At 48.1% G+C, this 21,297-nt stretch carries 19 protein-coding genes; 13 read left to right on the top strand and 6 right to left on the bottom strand.

What is annotated here, in order from left to right; translation table 11 throughout:
* The 4 genes from AC1DF0_RS29825 to AC1DF0_RS29810 form a co-directional block, all read left to right on the top strand.
* Nucleotides 1-1,109, top strand: a 1,109-nt coding sequence (locus AC1DF0_RS29825) for an SDR family NAD(P)-dependent oxidoreductase (RefSeq protein ID WP_477577065.1), incomplete at its 5' end; no start/stop codon positions are given.
* A 426-nt stretch (nt 1,110-1,535) separates the two neighbouring features.
* The gene (locus AC1DF0_RS29820) at nt 1,536-2,240 is read left to right on the top strand and encodes a DUF5713 family protein (protein ID WP_477577063.1); all 705 of its coding nucleotides are present in this window, start codon (nt 1,536-1,538) and stop codon (nt 2,238-2,240) included.
* Nucleotides 2,241-2,262: 22 nt separating this feature from the next.
* Entirely contained in the window at nt 2,263-3,012 is a 750-nt protein-coding gene (locus tag AC1DF0_RS29815; RefSeq protein ID WP_477577061.1) for an immunity 51 family protein, read from the top strand.
* Nucleotides 3,013-3,724: 712 nt separating this feature from the next.
* Nucleotides 3,725-4,213: an imm68 putative immunity domain-containing protein gene (locus tag AC1DF0_RS29810; protein ID WP_477577059.1), complete on the top strand. Its 489-nt coding sequence runs from the start codon at nt 3,725-3,727 to the stop codon at nt 4,211-4,213.
* Between the two features lie 253 nt (nt 4,214-4,466).
* Here AC1DF0_RS29810 and AC1DF0_RS29805 read toward each other — a convergent pair whose 3' ends face one another.
* The gene (locus tag AC1DF0_RS29805; protein ID WP_477577057.1) at nt 4,467-5,045 is read right to left on the bottom strand and encodes a hypothetical protein; all 579 of its coding nucleotides are present in this window, start codon (nt 5,043-5,045) and stop codon (nt 4,467-4,469) included.
* Between the two features lie 240 nt (nt 5,046-5,285).
* Between AC1DF0_RS29805 and AC1DF0_RS29800 the strand changes: the two genes are divergently transcribed.
* From AC1DF0_RS29800 to AC1DF0_RS29790, 3 genes are read left to right on the top strand one after another with little or no spacing between them, the layout of a single operon-like run.
* Entirely contained in the window at nt 5,286-5,933 is a 648-nt protein-coding gene (locus tag AC1DF0_RS29800; RefSeq protein ID WP_477577055.1) for a TetR/AcrR family transcriptional regulator, read from the top strand.
* A gap of 41 nt (nt 5,934-5,974) precedes the next feature.
* Nucleotides 5,975-8,299, top strand: coding sequence for an ABC transporter permease (locus AC1DF0_RS29795; RefSeq protein WP_477577053.1), 2,325 nt, complete (start codon nt 5,975-5,977; stop codon nt 8,297-8,299).
* A gap of 4 nt (nt 8,300-8,303) precedes the next feature.
* Nucleotides 8,304-9,062: an ABC transporter ATP-binding protein gene (locus AC1DF0_RS29790; protein WP_477577051.1), complete on the top strand. Its 759-nt coding sequence runs from the start codon at nt 8,304-8,306 to the stop codon at nt 9,060-9,062.
* Nucleotides 9,063-9,121: 59 nt separating this feature from the next.
* On the opposite strand, the gene AC1DF0_RS29785 is transcribed toward AC1DF0_RS29790, so the two are convergent.
* The 4 genes from AC1DF0_RS29785 to AC1DF0_RS29770 all read right to left on the bottom strand — a co-directional run bounded on the left by AC1DF0_RS29785 (nt 9,122) and on the right by AC1DF0_RS29770 (nt 14,053).
* A complete protein-coding gene (locus AC1DF0_RS29785; RefSeq protein ID WP_477577049.1) occupies nt 9,122-11,404 on the bottom strand; it encodes a preprotein translocase subunit SecA in 2,283 nt (760 codons plus the stop codon).
* A gap of 22 nt (nt 11,405-11,426) precedes the next feature.
* Complete coding sequence (locus tag AC1DF0_RS29780) at nt 11,427-12,101, bottom strand: ABC transporter permease (RefSeq protein ID WP_442048200.1); 675 nt, start codon at nt 12,099-12,101, stop codon at nt 11,427-11,429.
* Nucleotides 12,102-12,133: 32 nt separating this feature from the next.
* Nucleotides 12,134-12,979, bottom strand: coding sequence for an ABC transporter ATP-binding protein (locus AC1DF0_RS29775; RefSeq protein ID WP_442048201.1), 846 nt, complete (start codon nt 12,977-12,979; stop codon nt 12,134-12,136).
* A gap of 138 nt (nt 12,980-13,117) precedes the next feature.
* Nucleotides 13,118-14,053, bottom strand: coding sequence for a LytTR family transcriptional regulator DNA-binding domain-containing protein (locus AC1DF0_RS29770; RefSeq protein ID WP_442048202.1), 936 nt, complete (start codon nt 14,051-14,053; stop codon nt 13,118-13,120).
* Nucleotides 14,054-14,434: 381 nt separating this feature from the next.
* Here AC1DF0_RS29770 and AC1DF0_RS29765 point away from each other — a divergent pair, with 381 nt between their 5' ends.
* Entirely contained in the window at nt 14,435-15,688 is a 1,254-nt protein-coding gene (locus tag AC1DF0_RS29765) for an FAD-binding protein (protein ID WP_477577046.1), read from the top strand.
* Nucleotides 15,689-16,125: 437 nt separating this feature from the next.
* Here AC1DF0_RS29765 and AC1DF0_RS29760 read toward each other — a convergent pair whose 3' ends face one another.
* Nucleotides 16,126-16,500, bottom strand: a complete 375-nt coding sequence (locus AC1DF0_RS29760; RefSeq protein WP_477577044.1) for a hypothetical protein — start codon at nt 16,498-16,500, stop codon at nt 16,126-16,128.
* Nucleotides 16,501-16,952: 452 nt separating this feature from the next.
* Between AC1DF0_RS29760 and AC1DF0_RS29755 the strand changes: the two genes are divergently transcribed.
* From AC1DF0_RS29755 to AC1DF0_RS29735, 5 genes are read left to right on the top strand one after another with little or no spacing between them, the layout of a single operon-like run.
* Entirely contained in the window at nt 16,953-17,633 is a 681-nt protein-coding gene (locus AC1DF0_RS29755) for a Crp/Fnr family transcriptional regulator (RefSeq protein ID WP_477577042.1), read from the top strand.
* Nucleotides 17,634-17,661: 28 nt separating this feature from the next.
* The gene (locus AC1DF0_RS29750) at nt 17,662-18,501 is read left to right on the top strand and encodes an ABC transporter ATP-binding protein (RefSeq protein WP_477577040.1); all 840 of its coding nucleotides are present in this window, start codon (nt 17,662-17,664) and stop codon (nt 18,499-18,501) included.
* Nucleotides 18,434-19,198: an ABC transporter permease gene (locus AC1DF0_RS29745; protein ID WP_477577038.1), complete on the top strand. Its 765-nt coding sequence runs from the start codon at nt 18,434-18,436 to the stop codon at nt 19,196-19,198. Before AC1DF0_RS29750 ends, AC1DF0_RS29745 begins: the two co-directional genes overlap by 68 nt.
* Nucleotides 19,199-19,225: 27 nt before the next feature.
* A complete protein-coding gene (locus AC1DF0_RS29740; protein ID WP_477577036.1) occupies nt 19,226-20,272 on the top strand; it encodes an ABC transporter substrate-binding protein in 1,047 nt (348 codons plus the stop codon).
* Nucleotides 20,273-20,288: 16 nt separating this feature from the next.
* Nucleotides 20,289-21,218, top strand: coding sequence for an MBL fold metallo-hydrolase (locus AC1DF0_RS29735; protein WP_477577034.1), 930 nt, complete (start codon nt 20,289-20,291; stop codon nt 21,216-21,218).
* The last annotated feature ends 79 nt before the right edge of the window (nt 21,219-21,297 follow it).

The following is a 21,297-nucleotide window of genomic DNA, read 5'->3' as shown; positions in this document are numbered from 1 at the left end:
GGGCGGGCTACCTCTATGCAGATCTGTCCAAGATGTCGGATGTACGTCGATTAGCGGAACAGCTCGAAGGGCCGATTAATGCGTTGGCGCTGTGTGCGGGAGGAATATCTACCGACAAAGAGGCACGGCTGACCAATGAAGGGTTGGAGACGACTTTCGCAACAAACTATTTGAGTAAATTCGCGTTATCTGAGATGCTTCTTCAGCAGAACAAGATCGTACCTGACGGATGCATCGTTATGGTAGGAGGTAATGGTGTCCACAAGAATGCTTCGACCTCTTGGGCTGAACCTCAAGCCGGTCTATTATCGGCGATGAAGGCAGCGCTTGCGGTCGATCTCTATGCTTCCGAGCTCGCCAAGCGATATCCGCAGTTGCGCGTGCATACCTGCTATCCGGGAATGGTTCGAACGAATTTGTTCCAAGAGGCACCGTTGCTGTTCCGATTGTTGTCTCGAATGTTCGGCCAGCCGATAGCCAAAGGCAGCGCTTATCTGGGTCGGCTGATCTTGGAGAAGCATTCGGTGGTTCATTGGAAGCAGGATCGCCCAATGCGTTTCCGCGTTCCTTTGCCCGTAGGCCAAGAAGCTGAGGCGCTATGGGTATATAGTCGGCAATATATCAGACCACATAACAAAGGGGTGTTAAGCATGCGTTATAAAGCAGGGTGGCTGGTGCAAAATCATATTTTGGCTTTGACGCATTTTGAACCGGTGGTAACGATGGAGGATTTCCGGGATATCGCTGCGGATGCGCACATGGCTTTGCAAGAGGCGACGCGGCCCTTTCACCTTCTGATCGATAATCGGATTATCGCCGAAAGGACGGTCGCCACTCTGGATTCGATGTTGAAAGCTCTGCCGATCCTCCAACATGCGCACCTGCGATGGATTGTTGTCGTGCTGCCCGAAGCCGTTAAAGAGACTGCGGCAGTTAGACAAGTTCAGCGGCATGGGTCGATTCAATTAAAATTCGTAGACAGTCTGACTTCCTCATTCCAGCATCTCGCCCGTGAGGACGACCGTATAGACGAGGTGGCTGGCATGGAATTGAGTTGGAGCGATTGGATTTCGTACAGTGAGAATACGGTTGCTGTTGGGGAAGAGTAAGAACGAGGAAAAAAATAATAATACGCAGATTTTGGATACATCGCCAAGTGGCCTATGCGCCACGGCGATGTATTTTTTTGACAGAGTAGTTAAAACGAAGTCAACAATTAGCTTTAGAAAATGTTTACATCGTGACCGACAAGAATGCATTTTCATACTTTTGTTATGCTTGCTCGGTCGCATTTCGCAATCCTGCTTCTTGCCGGATTGACTTAGCCGGTTGAGGCGTACTTGCACGGATTGCATGAAAATGAAGAACAGTGAATCTATCACCTGTGTTTATATTGGAGTATAATTGGAAGAATAGGAATTCGGAATTATCAGACTGTTAAGATATGGTGCGGATTTCCGGTCGTTATGGAAAACGCGATAATTAAGTTGGGGAATTGTGCTAAACACATTATCGGACCGAAAAGAGGCAGAGTGATGGAACAACACTCCTTCGCACAACTTATTATTTGGCATCAAGAAGATGAACATAAAAAAATAGTAGATAGAATTATGGAAATTCCTGAATCAGATAGAGATTATGATACGGCCAGTTTATTGGCAAGAGCTATGAATAATCTGGAACGTTACGATGAAGCACTTCAACAGCTTTTGACTATTGCAAAACAAGGTGAGGATGACCCTCTCTGGCATTTTCGCGTGGGTTACTCCTACTATTATCTTGAACAATATGAGGAAGCATTAAGAGAATTTGAAATTACAGATAAGTTAGACCCAGGAGATAGATCTACTTTGACATTATTAGATTGGAGCCGAGGTAAACTCGAACAAAAGAAAAAGAAGCTTAAGCAAACTGCCACAGATACAATTAAACCAATTGAATATTTGAAAGATATGTACATTGATAGATATTTCCCGAATTTTCTTGTGGATAAAGTCAAAGCTGAACTAGTTAAAGTTGTTGGATTCTTGGAACAAGGAAATCAAAATATCGAAGAAATTCAGGCAGAGCTTGATTTGGCTATCCATTCAATCAATGATTTGGCAGAAGAGTTTGACGAAAATGACAGTGAAATTGAAACAGTTGCGAGAGAATCTATTGCACAGACTGTTGTAGATATTTTAGCCTTTTTTGGTATCGAGATAGATATAGAAGAAGCCATTCGTGAACGTGATTGGTAGTAGTGATGGGGAGGGAAAAAATATGGATAACGATCTATTGGAACAGCTCACTCTATGGCATAACAAGAACCAGTATAAGAAAATCATTAACAAAATTATAGAAATACCCGAAGCAGACAGGGACTATGAATTGATTTGCCATTTGGGAAGAGCATTGAATAATCAAGATAATTATAATGAAGCTATCAAATGTTTTTTATCTGTTCAAGAGCAAGGTGAGTACGATCCTCTTTGGCATTTTCGAATAGGATATGCTTATTTTTACCTTAAAAAGTATAAGGAAGCATACGTTGCTTTTGAACAATCTGTAGCGCTAGACCCTGAAGATTCACAAGCCAGTATGTTTTTAAAAATGAGTCTCAATGCCGTTAGTAGAGCAGGAAATGAAACTATCCATATAGCTAACGTTGAACAGGATGAGGGTTTGTTAGAAGTTGAAGAAAAAATAAACCCATTTGGGCTAGTTGCTCATCATAATGGAAGCATATCAATGATTTTAGGTGTTGGAAAATATAAGCATGAAATTTTTCAAACACGAGTCGAAGAAGGATGCGAAGGCAATGGCTATGATTGGGGTTCATTAGCAGCCGTGTTTCTTGAAGAAAAAATGCCTCACTTAGTTGATATCATACGATTTGACCCGGAAGCCGATACGTTCTGCGTTTATTCAGACAATAGAGAAGCCATACTTAGTTTTGCAATTGCTTTTAAGGAAGCATGTGAAGATGACGCATTAATAAAAGACTTATTTTCACGAGCTGTATTAGATTGATTGGAAATATCAAATTACAACATTTTTAGAGGGGGAACATGGAGTGCTGAGGTTTTTGGCAATGACACCTCGTGTGAGATCAAGGAATATTTCTATGAGCAGTAAATCGGGGTTCTGAAGTTACTCAAATTGTAAGCGAAATGAAATCCCTAGAGGATTCGTTGATAAAGCAATAATCAGCGAAAAAAGTATTTACATACATTTATCACTAAAAATAGTGTATCCAAAAAGCATAGCAAAAAAGAGGGTTAAGCCACCTACGCAAGTTGAAAGTGATTATCACAATGGCAGCTGCCTTACTTTTCAATATCCCAGTGGCTTATACGGCGGCATTATCATTATCGACAGCGCCTTTTATCGTAACCGAGGTTCAATGCGCATAGCATTCACCGATATTGAACAGCAATCTGAACCCGATTATAACGATTTTCTAGCCGCTCGATTGACCAACTTTAGCTGGGAGGGAGTATAGGGAGAGGCAAACAAGTATACCGCCTTTGAGGGTAAGACTGCTCGCATTTCTACCTATCCGTTGAGCTATGATCATGCTAAAGAGCGTGTTTCTTATTTTGAGTATAACGATATGTTCTACACAATTGTGGGCGAGCTCCCTAAATACATGCAATGCCTGCTAGCTACTTTCTAAATTAAATAACTTATAATCCTCAAAACTTGAGCATTGATTCTACATCAAAAGAAAGTGGAGATGAACATGTACATAAGCAAATGGTGGGGGGATTTGATTGGTGGTTCCGATGACTCCCTTACATTAATAGACTATTTGGAGCAATTGGACTTAACGGATGTGACGCTCAATCAGATTTTACGGGACATTGGTTTCGATATTCTGCTTGCTGAGGGAGATTTGAAAAACGGCGGAAATATTGGATTTGATAGGAGAAGTGCTAACGGTATGTTTCGAGTAGAACTTGATATTGCCTGCAGTGCTCTAATCGATCTTTCAGCCATTGTATTGGAGAGTCTTAAATCAGGCTATGTCGATTTACATGATTTGGATGAGGCTAGGCAGCCGCACAAACTTTATATTGATGCCTCCGAAGAAACAAGAAGCCTGCTTCGGGATGAATTGAACAAGTTTTCCCGTAATCCACTGTCCTACGATTTAGCCAAGCTTGTTCCGGCCGATGATATGAGGAAGCTTGCAGAACAAGCAAAAATGATAGCAGATGAGCTGTTATAATTTGGTCTTATAATGGTAGGTCCATACTTCTAACGGGAAGGGATACATTAGTTCGGGAAAGGGATGGCCCTGAAACTTGTCGTTACAGACAGGGCAGTGAACCCTACCATAAGTGACGGCAAGTTTTCAAGGGGTTTGCGGGTGTGACATGTGAAAAGGAGCTTATTAGTCGGCTTTGCAAGAGAATCGTGATCGGGATTGTGATTGTTACTTTTCTCTCGGCACCTCAACCGTACCATAAGTTATTCTACAGCTAGATCGATTGGATCTTTGGAGCGATTGGATTTCTTATAGCGAGAATCCGAATGCGGTTGGGGAAGAGTAATGCTCGACCGCGGCGATGGATTACTTGAAATTTACGGTCTTTTGAATAGTCGTTATCGATTATTAGCGTAAAAGGCCCGTCTTTCGTATGGAATTTTACTTCCGTCTCGCTAAGCCAGATCGGATGATCGCTCCCCAGCGTACGCTTGGCATTCGGATAGATATCAAATTCGTCGTTTGGCACCATTAGATCAAGTACTGTTAGGTATTCCATCGTAATGGTTAATCTGGATGATTGATAAAATTGATAAAAATAGGTTCTTTCGCCAAGGATTGCGTCGCGGTACTTGATGACCAACGTTTCGGTTTCTCTGGGGGATTCGATCGTCGCGTAATTCCATCCCATGAATAAGCCCCACATACGGAAGGCTACTAAAAACATTCCTAGTATACTAATAATGATCGAGAACCGACGCCACTTGCGCGATACGAGCATGGCAACGGTCAAAGCTGACATAATGAGCAGTAACGGGATATTCCAGCGGGCCACTGCAGCTCTAATCCGCATTGAATCGAAGCTCCCTTCGTGTGAATCAGATGATTTAATATAGAGTACGTTTATGAATCTAAGCGAAGCCCGCCGTTAAGCGACCAACCTTACGCGGTCGGTTTGCGCTTGTTTAGCGTCCGTTAAATCCATTGGTTCAATATCATATTTTGTTAACATTTAGTGAATCGTATTGAAAATGAGAAATAGTATGATACTCTATTACCGACAGACAGTCGGTCTATATGAAGGGGATGTAAGATGAGAGTTGTAAAAAAAGCCGATGAACGGAGGAACGAAATTCTTGACGCAGCGGACGAGCTTTTCGGTCAGAAGGGTTTTGACGGCACGAGTACAAACGATATTCTCGAAAAGGTCGGAATTGCGCGGGGAACGCTGTATTATCACTTCAAGTCGAAGGAGGATATTATGGACGCTCTGATTGAGCGGTATAATGTCCGTCTTTTAGGCGCGGCGCAGGAAATTTCCGCAGACAAGAGCGTACCCGTAATCGAGCGCATTATTCGCGTTGTTATGGCACTGAACTTAAGCGGCGGAAGCAGCAAGGAAATTATGGAGCACATACACAAGCCGCAAAACGCGCTTTTGCATCAGAAAATACAAAGGGTCATTATTGCCGGAATTACGCCGATACTGGCGGGGATAATCCGCGAGGGCACCCAACAGGGACTGTTCAGCACGCCGTTCCCGTATGAATGCATGGAAATGGTTGTGATCTATGCGAATACCGTTTTCGATGAGGATATGGTCTCAATGACGAACGAGGAGCGTGCTTCACGCATACAGGCGTTTGTCTTCAATGCAGAAAGGCTGCTTGGTGCTGAAAGCGGGAGTCTTATGCGCGTTATGCAGATGTTTGACAGCAGAAATGGAGACGGTAATGAATAATTCGGAAATCCTGCGATTAAGCTTGAAGACAGAGGTGGCTTATGTATTACAGAATAATTCGCAATGACATTATAAAGAGCAAAGCGGTAACACTGATAACCATGATATTTGTCGCTGCCGCAGCCATGCTTGTTTCGCTTGCAGCGATACTCGTCGTCCATCTTTCGGGCTCGCTGGATACGCTTATGAAGCAAGCGGAAACGCCGCATTTTATGCAGATGCATTCGGGTGAGATTGATACTGCGAGGCTTACGGCTTTTGCGGAACAAAACAGTAACGTCGATGAATTTCAGGTGGTACAATTTCTTAACTTCGACGGCGCGCAGTTTATATTTGGTGAAAAATCGCTCGCAAACAGCGTTCAGGACAACGGGTTAAGCGTACAGAGCGAGAAATTCGATTATCTGCTAGATCTTGAAGGAAACGTGATTAACGTATCCGACGGCGAGGTTTATGTTCCGGTAAGCTATATGAAGGACAACACCGCTAAGGTCGGGGACATGGCCGTAATCAACGGAAAAGAATTTACCGTCGCGGGATTTCTCCGCGATTCGACAATGAATTCTTCGATTTCCGCCTCAAAGCGGTTTCTTGTAAGCAGCAATGACTATGCGGAAATAAAAAACCTTGGAAATATAGAGTATCTGATTGAGTTCAGATTAAAGGATATGTCGGCGTTAGGCGCATTTGAAACCGCATACGCCTCCGCAGGACTTGAAATGAACGGGCCAACGGTTACGTATTCGCTTTTTAGAATGATGAATGCAATTTCCGACGGGATGATGATCGGGGTTATCCTTCTGGTAAGCCTGCTTGTCGTTACCATCGCGTTCATGTGCATACGCTTTACGCTCCTGGCGAAAATCGAAGACGATTATCGTGAAATTGGTGTTATGAAAGCTATAGGGCTGCGTATCTCGGATATTAAGAAGATTTATCTAGCGAAATACGCGGCAATTGCTGCTTCAGGCTCTATTCTCGGTTTTGCTCTTTCGTTAGTTTTCAAAGGAATGCTACTTGAAAATATTCGGCTTTATATGGGAGAAAGCGAAAATTCTTCTTTTTCTTATGTCTTAGGAATCATCGGCCTATTGCTAGTATTCCTTGCCATTATGACTTTTGTTAACGGAGTGCTGAAACGCTTTCGGAAAATTTCAGCCGCGGAAGTCATACGCTATGGTACTTCCCAGGACAAAAACACGGGTACTAAGCGTTTTATCTTGAGCGGAAACAGGCTGTTCAGCACGAATATTTTTCTCGGTATCAAAGATGTTCTCTCAAGGAAAAGACTTTACGTCACAATGCTTATCGTGCTTGTGATTTCGTCCTTCATCATGATTGTTCCGCAGAACCTGTACAACTCGATTTCCTCAAAAAGCTTCATCAGTTACATGGGGATTGGAAACTACGATCTGCGCATACAGTTGCCCGGCAATATCGACGGCAATACCTCTGAAAAAATCGCTGAAATCGTAGAGACGGTGAAAAGCGATCAAGCCATTTCAAAGGTTGCCGTCCTTACAACAAAAACATTCAAAGCAAAAATGGAAGACGGATCAGAGGAAAATATTAAAATCGAACTCGGCGACCATGCGATATTTCCTATCGCATATTCCGAGGGCAAAGCACCCGCCGCGGATGACGAAATTGCGCTTTCGACTATATACGCCGATGGGATGAGCAAGAAGGCCGGCGATGTCATTACACTGGTGATTGAGGGGCAGGAGAAAGAGCTTACGGTAAGCGGAATCTATTCCGACATTACCAATGGCGGCAAAACCGCCAAGTCCGTATTCACCGACCATTCGGCGGGCATTATGTGGAGCATTGTCAGCGCTGAACTTTCGGATAAATCTCTTATTGACGCGAAGGTTGCGGAATATGCAGACAAGTTTGATTTTGCAAAGACTTCAGACGTTGATGAATATGTTACACAGACCCTCGGTTCGATCATAAGCTCTGTCAAAATGGCCTCCTACGCCGCAGTTGCCGTTTCGCTGGTTATCACGTTACTGGTCACACTGTTGTTTATGAAAATGCTCGTCGCAAAAGACAGATATTCCATTGCCGTCATGAAAGCGTTCGGGTTTACAAACTCGGATATTAAGGCGCAGTTTGTTTCGCGTTCGGTATTCGTTCTAATTGTTGGCATTGTTCTCGGCACACTTCTGGCAAATACTCTAGGAGAGGTACTTGCGAATGTGGCTATCTCCTCTTTTGGCGCATCGAAATTTAACTTTGCCGTTAATCCGCTTTCGGCGTATCTGCTTAGTCCGTTGATGATGATTATCGCGGTACTTACCGCAACGGCGATCGGCACCTCGCGCGCGGGACAAATAAAAATTACCGAACATATAAAGGAGTAGGCAAATGAAGAAGATACTTATCGGTGATCATATCGTAAAATCTTTCGGCGAGGGCGATGAAAAGCGCAATGTTCTCGATGGAGTGTCCGTTGAAATGGGCGAGAGCGAGTTCGTTGCGGTTATGGGACCGTCGGGCTCGGGAAAATCCACGCTGATGTTTGCGCTAAGCGGAACGGATAGCATTAATAACGGAAAGGTAGTATTTGACGATAGGGAGCTATCGTCGGCCTCTGAGAATGAACTTTCAGATCTGCGCAGAACCGCGATGGGATTTGTTTTTCAGCAGCCGACTATGCTGAAAAACTTGAATATTCTCGACAACATCATTCTTCCGTCCATGCGGGGCAACAGAAAAAACGCCGCAAAAATTACGGAGAAGGCAAGAGCGAATATGAAAAGGGTAGGCATTGCGGAGCTTGAAAAGCGCGACATTACACAGGTCTCGGGAGGACAGCTTCAGAGGGCGGGAATATGCCGCGCGCTTATGAACAGCCCGAAAATTATTTTCGGCGACGAGCCGACGGGCGCGCTCAATTCACAGTCCGCGCAGGAGATTATGGACATATTTTCCGAAATCAATGCAGACGGTACTGCGATAATGCTTGTAACCCACGACGCCAAGGTTGCTGCGCGGACGGAGCGTGTTATGTTTATGCGTGACGGAAAAATCGTAAGCGAGCTGAAGCTTCCGAAGTTTGATGGGACGGATATGGATGGAAGGGTCGAGGAAGTAACGAAGAAAATGTGGGAAGTAGGCATATAATAGGATGTGACTTAGAGTACATCGCTCATGTGGCGATGTACTTCTTTGCGCTGTGCTCATCAAAATTTTGACCACCCGAATGTCGGTCTCAAAATGGCGCGCAGCCAATAAGCGATGATTGTGCCTGAGGTCCATGAACCGGGATTCCGCAAGTATTGCTGGTATTGATCGTTGATGATATAAGTTCTAGTGGAAGTAGGGTTCTTCAGCCCGAGCTTTTCCCACATCGCCGGTTCATTGGAACCTCCGAGCTTTGCGAGCATATCCGCCGACTCTCTCTCTATTGCAGCCGGTATTTGCTCGTAGGCTTGAATGATTTGGTCATGAAATTCATTGATCGGATTGCGTTTGACAAGGCTCGTCAGATGGATACCCTCCCGAATGTAAGAAGCATATGCCAGATGCTCAGCCCAGAACTTGTCGATAAAATAAAGCCGTACCCGCTGCTCCGAAGGGCTCATCGGCGTCTCGCCTTTCAAAATTCCAAGCCGCTCCTCGTATAACATACGCCTTTGATCCTCCACCATATCCGAATAGCTGTTCAGCTCCTGACGGATATGGAAGTTTTGGCCCATAATTGCACGCTGAATATGGTCAATTTTGTCCCGGAGCGCCGACTCTTCCAGAGCCTCATTCTGCCTAAGGCCGCGTTTCTTTATATCAGTGCCGAATTGAAGCATTAAATCGTCTTCCAAGCTAACGAAAAAGACGGAAGCTCCCGGGTCGCCCTGGCGGCCGGATCGACCGCGCAGCTGGTTGTCGATCCGCACGCTTTGGTGCATATGCGTGCCAATCACGTACAACCCGCCCAGATTGGCGACTATTTCTCCTTGCGCCGGGTTGCCGCCGCCAAGCCGAATGTCCACGCCGCGTCCCGCCATATTCGTCGACACGGTCACGGCGCCAATTTCTCCCGCTTTGGCAATGATCTTGGCTTCTTCTGCATCGTTTTTCGCGTTCAGTACATGGCAGGGGACGCCGGCAACCGCCAGCGCCTCCGCCAGCATGTCGGACTCTTCGACGCTTGACGTACCAATGAGAATCGGACGCCCCGCCCTATGGACGGACAAGATTTCTTGTACAAGCGCTTTAAATTTGGCTTCTTTATGGGTATAAATGCGGTGTGGATGGTCGATTCGTACGTTTGGCCGGTTCGGCGGAATTTGCACGACTTGCAGCGCATAAATGTCTTCGAATTCCATTGTGGATACTTGCGCGGTAGCCGTCATTCCGCAAATCTTCGGATATAGACTAAGGAAGTGCTGAAGAGTGATCGTGCCGAGAATGTTCCCGCCGGCTTTCGACTGAAGCCCTTCTTTGGCGTAGAGCGCGGCTTGCAGCCCTTCGGGCAAATGTCTATTGTCCGCCACGCGGCCGGTATATTCGTCTATCAGCTCGATTTTACCGTCCCGGACGATGTAATCGACGTCTCTTTTCAATAACAATTCCGCATGCAGCGCACAATTTAACGACATTAATAAATGACTATTCCGGTCTTCGTACAAATTGCCGCATCCGAGCAGCGATTCCGCTATCGCCGAGCCGGCTTCACTTAAATAAACATTCCGTTTGAACTCATCGAAGTCGTAATGCTCATCCTGCCGAAGCTGCCTAGCCACTGCTGCGAAAGGATTGTCGTCGTTGCCGGAGAACTCAGGCTCGCCGGCGATGACTAGCGGCACCCGAGCTTCGTCGAGAAGCAGCGAATCCGCTTCGTCGACGATGACGTAGTGGAAGGGGCGATGAACGGTATCGGCTTCGTCTAGCGCAATCGAATCGCGCAAATAATCGAATCCCGCCTCTTTGGCCGTCACATAGGTGATATCCGCGGCGTACGCTTCCCGTTTCCGTGACAAGCTCATGCCCGCTTGAACTGCGTTTACCGTTAACCCGAGGAAGCGATAGATCGGACCCATCCACTCCGCATCCCGATTGGCCAAATAATCGTTAAAAGTCAGCACATGAACGCCTTCGCCGGTTAGCGCATGTAGATAAGCGGGCATAACGGCAGAGAGCGTTTTGCCTTCGCCGGTATGCTGCTCGATCAGGAATCTCTCGTGCAGAGCGATGGCAGCCATAATTTGCACATCGTAAGGCTGTAATCCGAGCGTTCTCTTCGCTGCTTCGCAGACTAGCGCATAGGCATCGATCAGCAGCTCATCCAAAGGCGCACCCGATCGTGATTCCTTCCTTAGCCGGAGGGATTCCGCTTGAAGCTGCCCATCGTCCCAGGCTTCCAAATTCCTTTGTCGGATGCGTTCAACTTTGTCCCGATAGCCCTTCAGCCTAAGCTGGGCATCACGGGCCTTGAAATGTTGAATCAACTTGACGGCTATATTCATCGGAATGTATTCCCTCCTTTTCTCACTCATCCTTTAACCGTCGTTGATACAAAACAACGGACGCAATCGTTAATACGACCGTCCATGCCCCAGTAATAAGGAGAGGGGTTAATATGTCTCCCGTCGTAAAGTCTGCGTGGGGCATGTTTAGCAGATTCACAAGTTGAATGCTTGGCGTATAATCCAGCACTTTAAAAATCGGAAAATCACCGAATAGCAGCGTTGCAACCGGAGGCGCAGTAAATACCATCGCTGCAGGAATGATCGATAATGACGCATCAAGCAACGTTTTGGAGAATAAACCGCATATCGTCCCGACTGCCGTGTATAAAATAATCGAAAGAATGATTGCTGCCATAAACGCCCATATACTAGCTGGCTCATAGCCGAATATAAATGTAGCAATAGCGAGAACAACAGCAGACATGACAAAGACTAACGTGCTTTTTCCGATTAAAACATCCATGGTTGTAGCCGGAGTCATCATTAATGATCGTAGAGTGTTGCGCTCCTTTTCTTCCGCAATCAAGCATGCTTGCGCAAAACACGTTAGCAGCACAAACGAAATATTGAAAAGAAAACCGGCGGCCCCAGGCAAAGACGTACCTGCATTTCGAAAAAGAATTGCAAAAATAATTGGAAAAATCAGCATGATGGAGATCGCATAATTGCGTGAAAACTCTTTGTAATCCTTCACGAATATCGCTTGTGCGCGTTTTAATGAGATACTCATCGTAACTCACTTCCTGTCATTTTAATAAAGATGTCACCTAGACTTGGCTCTTTCGTTTCTAACGTATCAATTAACCCTTTTTTCATCCAATCGGCTATTTGATCAACTGTTCCATTATTAATCGGGAGCTCGTAGGCTTCTCCGCTTATTAACTCGACACAAACGACGTTTTCTCGATGCTGCTTTTTAAGCTCCTTCGGGGAGCCGATGGTTTGGATTTGTCCTTGATACAAAATCGCTACACGATTGCATAGCAATTCTGCCTCGGCCATATCATGCGTCGTTAAAAAAATCGTTGTCCCATTCTCATTTAAGCGGCGCAACCCTTTATAAATATGCGCGGAGTTTACCGGATCCAAAGCCGAGGTAGGTTCGTCCAAAAATAATAATTCCGGCTCGTGGATAATTGCGCATGCCAACATGACACGCTGACGCATCCCTTTCGATAGGAGATTGACTTTCTTTTTGCGCTCTCCGCTTAAGTTTACAAACTGCAGCACCTTATCGATCGAAGATTTAGGAAGATCATATAATTGGCGAAACAGCTCCAGATTTTCTTCTATCGTTAATCTCTCATAGAGACCGCTGTTATCCGTCAAAATGCCAAAGCGCATTTTCTGCGGAGACCGATGCATCATTTCCGCCGGCTCGTTAAATACGCTTGCTTGTCCGCTTGTCGGATCTAATTGCGCGGTCAACAGCTTTATAAGTGTCGTTTTTCCTGAACCGCTTGGACCCAGGAAACCAAAAATTTCTCCCTTTGGAATCGAAAAAGACACATCCGCCAATGCATCCTTATTTCCAAATCTCTTTCGAATATGTTCGACTTCGATAACGGCCATTCACACCACATCCTTGGAGTTGATGGCTTAACTATATTAAGATTGCGGGCTTCCAGCCATCAAAATCCGCCGAAATGTAGCTGTTATCGGCTGAATTGTACCATTTACTGCTTGATTGGTCCGACATCCCCCTCGGAATTAAAGGTTAAGAAGAGCTTTTAATTCCTGCAATTTCGATCGAGATAATGGAACGACGGCATCTTTGCCTGTAATTAATCGCAAGCTGTAGCTATTCTTCGTCCATGTAATAATTTCTCTTATTTTTTGAAGATTAACGATGTAGGATCGATGGCACCTGAAAAATCCGAAATTCGCCAATCTCTGTTCAAGCTCGGTTAGCGTGAGAGCACAGTCATAATTTTCTCCATCCACATGAACGAGAATCGAGCCATCTACGCTTTCTATATAGTCGATTTCAGGCGGATTAAATAAAATGACTTTGCCGTTTCTTTTCGTGTAAATCTTCTGCAAGGTGATATTGGCCTGATCTTGTTCCTGCACTTCTTGTTTGTCCTCATCCGAGTCCCGAATATCCAATTGATGAAAGCCGAGCTCGTTTAATCGATAAATGGCATCGCAGGAAATAAGGGCATCCTCTAAATTCGAAGTTAAAATGAGTATCTGCTTTTCGTTCGAAAGGTCATCTAATATCCGTTTGAAATGACGCCGATCCCGTTCTTCCAGGTAAAAATACGGTTCCTCCAGTACAAGCGTAGGCTGATGCGCAAAAAAGACGCGCAGCAAGGTTACATACATTCTTTTCGATGGGCTTAGATTTTTGATTTTTACTTTCCGTTCTTCTTTTAAAGCAAAATAATCCAACAACCGATCGGCACGCTCATTCCGCTCTGTTACGTTGATTAGAAAAGTGATTAATTCTTCCACCTTTAAATGCATATACTCGTTTTGCCCAGCTCGAAATAGGTAATATAGGGAACGATCCGGCAATTGATTCATTAAAAGCTGCTTTCGCTTCAAGTCCGTTATAATGCCAATTGCTTGATTCGGTGTCATAGTTAATTCGATCTTCGGTACAAATAATTGTCCATTTTCATACACGGGTTCAAATTGCATGCCTTCCTCCTGATCGGTACCGCTATAGGATATATGAAACAATTATAAGGTTGGGATACTTTTTTGTCAGTTTCTATTGAATTGACGACAGTAATTAGCTGGAGCGATTGGATCTGTTACGGTGAAAATCCGGTTGCGGTGGGGGAGGGTTAAGCGCTTAGAAAGCGAATTAGAATACAGAGCCCGACGAGAGGGAAGTCGAGGTTTTGTTTTTTACCACATCGGAATGTTTAAGTGCTTTACAGCGAAAAAGCGTAAAGGAGATCATTCAGAATGGCGATAAAAACTTCCGCTTAAACGCGGTCGCACATCCTCGAAGTACTTCGATAGGAGTTTTTCTCATGCATGCATTGCACAACGTGGAATGGAGTGATAAATACAATGGAAGAGCAACGCAATTGGGCGGGAAATTACAGATACAGTGCATCGGAGCTGTTCGAGCCTGAGCGAATGGAGCAGCTCCAGGAATGGGTGGCAAAACGCCATAAAGTCAGAGCGCTTGGTTCGCGTCACTCGTTCAACAGCATTGCCGATACGTCCGGCAGTCTGGTTTCGCTGAATAAGATGAATCAAGTATTGGAGCTTGACCCCTCGCGAGGGACCGTCACGGTGGAAGGCGGCATCCGGTACGGAGAGTTGGCTCGTTACTTGCATGCAAACCATTATGGTCTGCACAATTTGGCTTCTCTTCCGCACATTACGATTGCTGGCGCTTGCGCAACGGGTACGCATGGCTCGGGGGACCGGAATGGCAATCTCGCTACCGCCGTGCGCTCGGTTGAGATTGTTACTGCAAGCGGGGAAGCGGTCAGTTATACGCGCGGTGAACAGCCGGAAGCAGAGGGAGCCATCGTCGGACTCGGAGCGCTAGGCATCGTGTCGAAGCTGACACTAGACATCGTGCCGAGCTTTGATATCAGCCAACAACTGTTTGAGAACCTGGCTCTATCAAGGCTGGAAAACCATTTCGACGATGTTTTCTCGAGTGCGTACAGCGTCAGCCTATTTACGGATTGGAGCAGCGATCACTTTAATCAAGTGTGGTTGAAACGTCTCGCCAATGTGGATGATACGTTTGCCACGGATGACTTCTACGGGGCGACGAGAGCTACTGCGCCGCTGCATCCCGTGCCGGGTATTTCCGCAGAGCCATGCAGTGAGCAGCTAGGAAAAAGGGGACCTTGGCATGAGCGGCTGCCGCATTTCCGAATGGAGTTTACTCCGAGTGCGGGAGAGGAGCTGCAAAGCGAGTACTTCGTGCCGCGAAGCCAAGCCTACTCTGCGATAGAGGCGATTAACAAGATACGGGAGCATATCGCTCCGCATCTCTATATTTCGGAAGTGCGTTCGATTGCCTCCGATCAGCTATGGATGAGTCCAAACTACAACCGGGATTCGATCGGCATTCATTTTACATGGAAACCCCATTCTGAGGCGGTTGAGCGTGTGTTGCCGATCATCGAAGCAGCGCTCGAGCCATTCGAGGCGCGCCCGCACTGGGGTAAGGTGTTCACAATGGCGCCTGAACGATTGAAGTCGCTCTATGAGAAGCGCCTTGATTTCCAAAGTCTCGCAGCTAGCTGCGATCCGCAGGGGAAGTTCCGTAATTCGTTCTTAGATTCGTATGTGTGGTAAATAAGAGAAGGCTTATCAGGATAGCCGTATAGGACTTGGAGTACATCGCTCACACGGCGGTGTACTTTTTTGCGTTGTGCTTGGGGCGTCAAAATCAACAGGGGAGTCAACGCTCAATTCCTGAAAATACTTACTGGCTATCTCGCGCGAAAAAACTAACGGACACCAGAGACGCTTATCGGGCAAAAAACGCAAATCCGGGCATCTAACGGACACCAGCGACGCTTAAAACACCAGATGAATGGTATTCCGCCATTTTGGGCGCGCTAAGCGTTACGTATGTCCGTTAAAATGGCGGAAGACGGAAAAACGCTTTTTAAGGTGCAGCTATGTCCATTACAATCTTTCCCCCGACCGTGCTCCAGCCCTTTTTGTCCCGAGTATAGCTGTTCTGCCGCAGGAACTGACTCGACGGGGGAAGTAGATCGCTTACGAAATTATTGGAAAGTAACTTTGATTACATCCCTGCCGATGAGCGTCCCCGAACTGTTATAAACCGATGCGAGAATATTGAAAGTTCCGTTTGCCAGCGTGATCTTCGTGCTGTTCGATAGCGTATGACGAATGTCGTATCCGCTGGACGGCACGTTGATCATGCCCGAATAGTAGGACAATGATCCGTTGTTCGTCTCCTGAATGTGGAGCTCGTACTTGTAAGCCCCGGTCGGCTTCGTGATGCCGATATAATTCGGAACCGCGCCGATGCTGTTCGGATACGGGTTAAATACATAAACCCCGTCGGCCGCGCTCGCTTGGGAAGCGATCCCGAGCAGCAAACCGATGACCATGACAAGCGACAATATTTTCTTCATTATTCATTCCTCCTAGTAAGGTTCGTTTTCCCCGTTCCGGCCGAAAAGGGGATGTACCTTTGCAGAGAGCTCTCGCGATGAATATATCACCATTTAGAAGAAGTTACTATATTTAGAAATTCGAATAGTATGTCTATTTCTATCGGAATCTTTCCAGCCGGCCGGTTGGAGTTGTGGTTGAGCCACCATGAGTGAAGAAATCGGTTCTGGTGGTGGCCCTCTTGGGCGTCCGGTTATTCTATTGGACCTAATATTGGTTGTCTCTAAGGCCTTGCCGGCCTTCGGGACAATCTTTTTTTTGCCCTCACTACCGTCTCCAACAAATAAACCAATGATACGGCTAATATTTTGTCGGCTAGCCGACTGTTTTGTATTAAACTATGAACTATAATCGTAAATACCGATAAGTAAACTTTGAATTAACCAAATAGCCAGAGAGGGGCGCAACAACGATGGGCCAAGAGGGCAAGTCCTTCTATTCGGAAGGAATCGTAACGGATAACGCCGAAGCCGAGCAAATCGCGTTAGCGAAGCTCTTTGAGGAATTCGGCACTTCTCGCGACATGAAGAAGAACGCCTTTATCTTCAGTAGTGAGGAGGAAAGTCAGGAGATCTATTTCGTCCGGGAAGGACTGGTGAAGATCTCGCAGTTTGCGCAAGAGGGCCAGAGCATCACCTTGTTCCTGCGGCACAAGGGCGAGGTGTTCGGCGCAGCCGAGGTGCTGACGGGGCAGAAGAGGCAACGCTATGCGCGATGCATCACGGACAGCTGCATTCTCTCGATTCCGGCCTCTCACTTCACCGGCTTGTTGAAGATACATCCGGATGCCCTCTACGCGCTAACGGTGGCCAACGCCCGCCGTCTGCTGCAGACGCAGCGGTACGTGGAGACGCTCATCTCGCGGCCGGTTGCCTGGAGGCTGGCTCAGCTATTAATGCAGCTCGGTGTTCGTACGGGGAAGGAGACGGTCGTCACGCTTCCGCTTAGCCATGAGGAAATCTCCTATGTTATCGGCTGCAGCAGGCAGACGGTTACGGAGACATTGGGTCGATGGCGGGACGAAGGCATCATTCACTATGAGAAGAAGATGGTCGTCATTCTCGATACCGACGAGTTCCAACAGCACTTATAACGATATGGAAAGCTATGGGGGGCGGAGCATGATCCGGGTAAAAGGAGTGGGCAAGACGTTCGCGCAACGGGGCGGAGCAGGCTACGTCGCGTTGGATGATATCGACTTCGAGATAGGAAAGGGAGAGTTCGTCTCCATCCTCGGTCCTTCCGGCTGCGGCAAGTCCACGCTGCTTAATTTGGTAGCGGGGCTGGAGCGGGCGGATCACGGCCGGGTTGAAGCAAACGGGAAGGAAGTCACGGCCCCGGGACCTGACCGGATCGTCGTGTTCCAGGACCATGCACTGTATCCTTGGCTCACCGTGTTGGAGAACGTCGCATTCGGTCTCAAGCAAAAGGGAATCAAAAAGAAGGAGCGCCGCGAGCGGGCCATGGAGCAGATCCGGACGGTCCATCTGGGCAAGTTCGCGGACCGCTATCCCCATGAGCTGTCGGGCGGGATGAAGCAGCGGGTGGCGATAGCGCGGGCGCTCGTCATGGACCCGGAGATTCTGCTCATGGATGAGCCGTTCGCTGCGCTGGATGAACAGACGAGGCTGCTGCTGCACAAGGAATTGGAGCAGATATGGCTGAATACGCGGAAGACCATTCTGTTCATCACGCACAACATCCGGGAGGCGGTTACGCTGTCGGAAAGGGTGCTCGTCATGTCCACCCGGCCGGGACGGATCAAGAAGGAGTACCGCGTACAGGCGATACGGCCGCGAGAGGCAGGCGATTCCGTTCTGCACCATATCGAGAAACAGATCATGGATACGTTGGCCGCTGAACTGGAGAAGGTGGCGAAGGAGGAATACGGCAATGACTACACTCTGGAGAAAAGCCCTCTTTCTCATTCTACTGCTAGTAATCTGGGAGACGGCATATAGGACGATGCATTGGGGCTGGCGCTTCCCATCGGCGCTGCAGACGATGCAGACGTTCTATGATGGGATCGCAGACGGGCAACTACTTGAAGCGACGCTTAGCAGCTTGAGGCGAATCCTCATCGCGTTCGTCCTCTCTTGCGTCATCGGCATGACTCTCGGCGTCCTGTTCGCTCGGAGCCGACTGCTGGACGAGACGTTCGGCTTTGTCGTCGTCGCTCTGCAGACGGTGCCGAGCATCGCTTGGTTACCTTTCGCTATCATCTGGTTCGGGCTGAACGACTTCGCCGTCGTGTTCATTACGACGATCGGGGCGACGTGGACGATGACGATTGCGAGCCGGAGCGGGATCAAGAACATTCCTCCGATCTATCTGAAGTCTGCGCAGATGTTCGGAACAGGCCGCGGGTTCCGGCTCTTCTACCAAGTGATGATCCCCGCCGCCATCCCTCAGCTCATTACGGGCATGCGCATGGCCTGGGCGTTCGCCTGGCGGGCGCTCGTTTCCGGCGAACTCATTGCTCGCGGCATTGGGCTGGGGCAGCTGTTGGAGGAGGGGAGAAGCCTCGGCGACACCTCACTCATGCTCTGCATCGTGCTCGTGATTGCGATTCTCGGTACGATCTCCGACCACCTCGTCTTCAAGCGCATAGAAGACCGGATTTGGACCCAGTACGGTCTGAATGCTGCCAAAACGTAAGCTTAACTAGGAAAAGGGGAATGATCCATGTTCAAAAAAGCGGCTTATTCGAGTCTTGTAATCGTCTTTATTCTGACTCTGCTGTCGGGCTGCGGCTCCTCTGGTTCGGGGAGTAACGGGAGCTCCAATTCGGCCAATCCAATTACGGTGAAGATCGGCTTGCTCAAGAATGTGACACATGCTCCGGCTTTCGTTGCGATCAAGAAGGGCTATCTGCAAGACCGTCTTGGCGCTAATGTGAAGATCGAAGTACAGGGCTTCAACAACGGCTCCGACTTCTCGACCGCGATGGCGACAGGCCAAATCGACATCGGCTATGTCGGACCAAGCCCAGTAATCAACCAATACACAAAGAGCAAGAACATCAAGATACTGTCCGGGGCTAATAACGGCGGCGCCGTGCTAGTGGCGAGGAAGGGCTCCGGCGTGACGAGCGTCAAGGACTTGGCGGGCAAGCTGGTCGCCATCCCGACTAAGGGGAGCACGAACGAGATCTCTCTCCGTCTGCTTCTTCAGGAGCAGGGCTTGAAGGTGACGACGGACAAGAGCGGGGCGCAGCTCATCGCGATGGCTCCGGCGGATACAATGACGGCCATGAAGCAAGGCCAGGTAGACGCGGCGCTATTGCCGGAGCCATGGGGTACGCAGATCGCGAACGAAGGCATCGGCGATATCGCCGTCGAGTGGGATCAGATTCCGCCGAACAAGGGAAATTATCCACTCACGATCATCGTATCTAGCGCGGACTTCCTGAAGAATCATCGGAATTTGGCCAAATCCGTTCTTCTCGCCAACGAGGACGCAATTAAGTTCATGAAGGATAGTCCGGACGACACGTATTCTCTAGTCAGCGACGAGTTGAAAGAACTGACGGGCAAGGGCTTGGACGTTGAATTGATCAAGGCCACACTGTCGCATCTAAGCCTGACGACGAACATCGACCAAGAAGCTTTGAAGATAATGGCTCAGGTAGCGGTCGATGCCGGCTACATCAAGGGAGTCGGAGCCGACGGCTTGGATCTGGGAGGTCTGTACGATCTGTCGCTGCTGAAGGAGACGCAGGAAGGCAAATAAACCGAGGACGAAAGGGATGACAGCGATGTATATCCAGCCACAAATGAATTTGCGGCCAGACTACCACCCAGACTTGACAGTCGTTCTGCTCGGAACGGGTTCTCCCCGCGCCTTCTATGGGCGAGCGAAGCCCGGAGCCGTGGTGCTTGCGGGAGACAAGGCGTTCCTCGTCGATTGCGGGGGCGCTACGGTGGACCAACTGATCAAAGCGGGCATCATGCCTCAGCGGATATCCGATGTCCTGTTCACCCATCACCATTACGATCATAACGGCGGATTCTTCGACGTGTTCATCACGAGCTGGCGCACGCATATTACCGCAGAACGTGTCTTCGAAGGCCGTTCGGTGCCCATGCAAGTGTACGGACCCGAGACGACGAAGGCGATCATCGGCAAAATGCGGGATTCTTTCGAGTTCGACGTCAAGCTCCGAATCAGCTATAACCTGTCGGACGAAGCGGGCTCGCGAATCGAGTATACGGAATGCAACGAGGGCGTTGTCTACGACAAGCATGGCATCCGGATTACCGCCTTCGAAGTGGACCATCGTCCTGTCTATCCGGCTATCGCTTACAAGTTCGAGTATAACGGCAAGACGGTCGTTATCTCGGGCGATACGATTCCGGTGGCCAACATGGTAAAACAAGCGGCCGGGGCGGATCTGCTCGTTCACGAAGCGTACAACAAGTCGTGGCTTGACGCCTTGATCGCGCAATATCCGAAGCACGAGAAGGCGCTGTCGAATCCCGCGAAGTATCATACGACGACGCTGGAAGCGGCGGACATCGCGCAACGGGCAGGCGTCAAGCATCTCGTGCTCACGCATCACATTCCCGCACCGGAGGCAAATCCGGCGGCGGAGCAAGCGTATATAGAGGGGATGGCCGAGATTTACGCCGGTCCGATCTCGGTCGGTCGCGACTTGATGGCCTTTGAATTAAAGTAGCGGGCAACCGTTCAAAGAAGGGCCTGGCGGGGTGCCCTTCTTTTTTCGCTCTATAGATGATACGGAGTAAAGTACTACC

It is taken from the genome of Paenibacillus sp. 05T425, assembly GCF_056396205.1.
The sequence above is the reverse complement of the archived record's forward strand: the minus strand, read 5'-3'. Positions and strand labels throughout refer to the sequence as shown.

Coding starts and splice junctions, on each gene's coding strand:
- AC1DF0_RS29760 (WP_477577044.1), bottom strand. CDS start 16,500: ATGAAGAAAATATTGTCGCTTGTCATGGTCATCGGTTTGCTGCTCGGG.
- AC1DF0_RS29740 (WP_477577036.1), top strand. CDS start 19,226: ATGTTCAAAAAAGCGGCTTATTCGAGTCTTGTAATCGTCTTTATTCTG.
- AC1DF0_RS29800 (WP_477577055.1), top strand. CDS start 5,286: ATGAGAGTTGTAAAAAAAGCCGATGAACGGAGGAACGAAATTCTTGAC.
- AC1DF0_RS29820 (WP_477577063.1), top strand. CDS start 1,536: ATGGAACAACACTCCTTCGCACAACTTATTATTTGGCATCAAGAAGAT.
- AC1DF0_RS29750 (WP_477577040.1), top strand. CDS start 17,662: ATGATCCGGGTAAAAGGAGTGGGCAAGACGTTCGCGCAACGGGGCGGA.
- AC1DF0_RS29795 (WP_477577053.1), top strand. CDS start 5,975: ATGTATTACAGAATAATTCGCAATGACATTATAAAGAGCAAAGCGGTA.
- AC1DF0_RS29765 (WP_477577046.1), top strand. CDS start 14,435: ATGGAAGAGCAACGCAATTGGGCGGGAAATTACAGATACAGTGCATCG.
- AC1DF0_RS29815 (WP_477577061.1), top strand. CDS start 2,263: ATGGATAACGATCTATTGGAACAGCTCACTCTATGGCATAACAAGAAC.
- AC1DF0_RS29735 (WP_477577034.1), top strand. CDS start 20,289: ATGACAGCGATGTATATCCAGCCACAAATGAATTTGCGGCCAGACTAC.
- AC1DF0_RS29805 (WP_477577057.1), bottom strand. CDS start 5,045: ATGCGGATTAGAGCTGCAGTGGCCCGCTGGAATATCCCGTTACTGCTC.
- AC1DF0_RS29755 (WP_477577042.1), top strand. CDS start 16,953: ATGGGCCAAGAGGGCAAGTCCTTCTATTCGGAAGGAATCGTAACGGAT.
- AC1DF0_RS29785 (WP_477577049.1), bottom strand. CDS start 11,404: ATGAATATAGCCGTCAAGTTGATTCAACATTTCAAGGCCCGTGATGCC.
- AC1DF0_RS29770 (WP_442048202.1), bottom strand. CDS start 14,053: ATGCAATTTGAACCCGTGTATGAAAATGGACAATTATTTGTACCGAAG.
- AC1DF0_RS29810 (WP_477577059.1), top strand. CDS start 3,725: ATGTACATAAGCAAATGGTGGGGGGATTTGATTGGTGGTTCCGATGAC.
- AC1DF0_RS29790 (WP_477577051.1), top strand. CDS start 8,304: ATGAAGAAGATACTTATCGGTGATCATATCGTAAAATCTTTCGGCGAG.
- AC1DF0_RS29745 (WP_477577038.1), top strand. CDS start 18,434: ATGACTACACTCTGGAGAAAAGCCCTCTTTCTCATTCTACTGCTAGTA.
- AC1DF0_RS29775 (WP_442048201.1), bottom strand. CDS start 12,979: ATGGCCGTTATCGAAGTCGAACATATTCGAAAGAGATTTGGAAATAAG.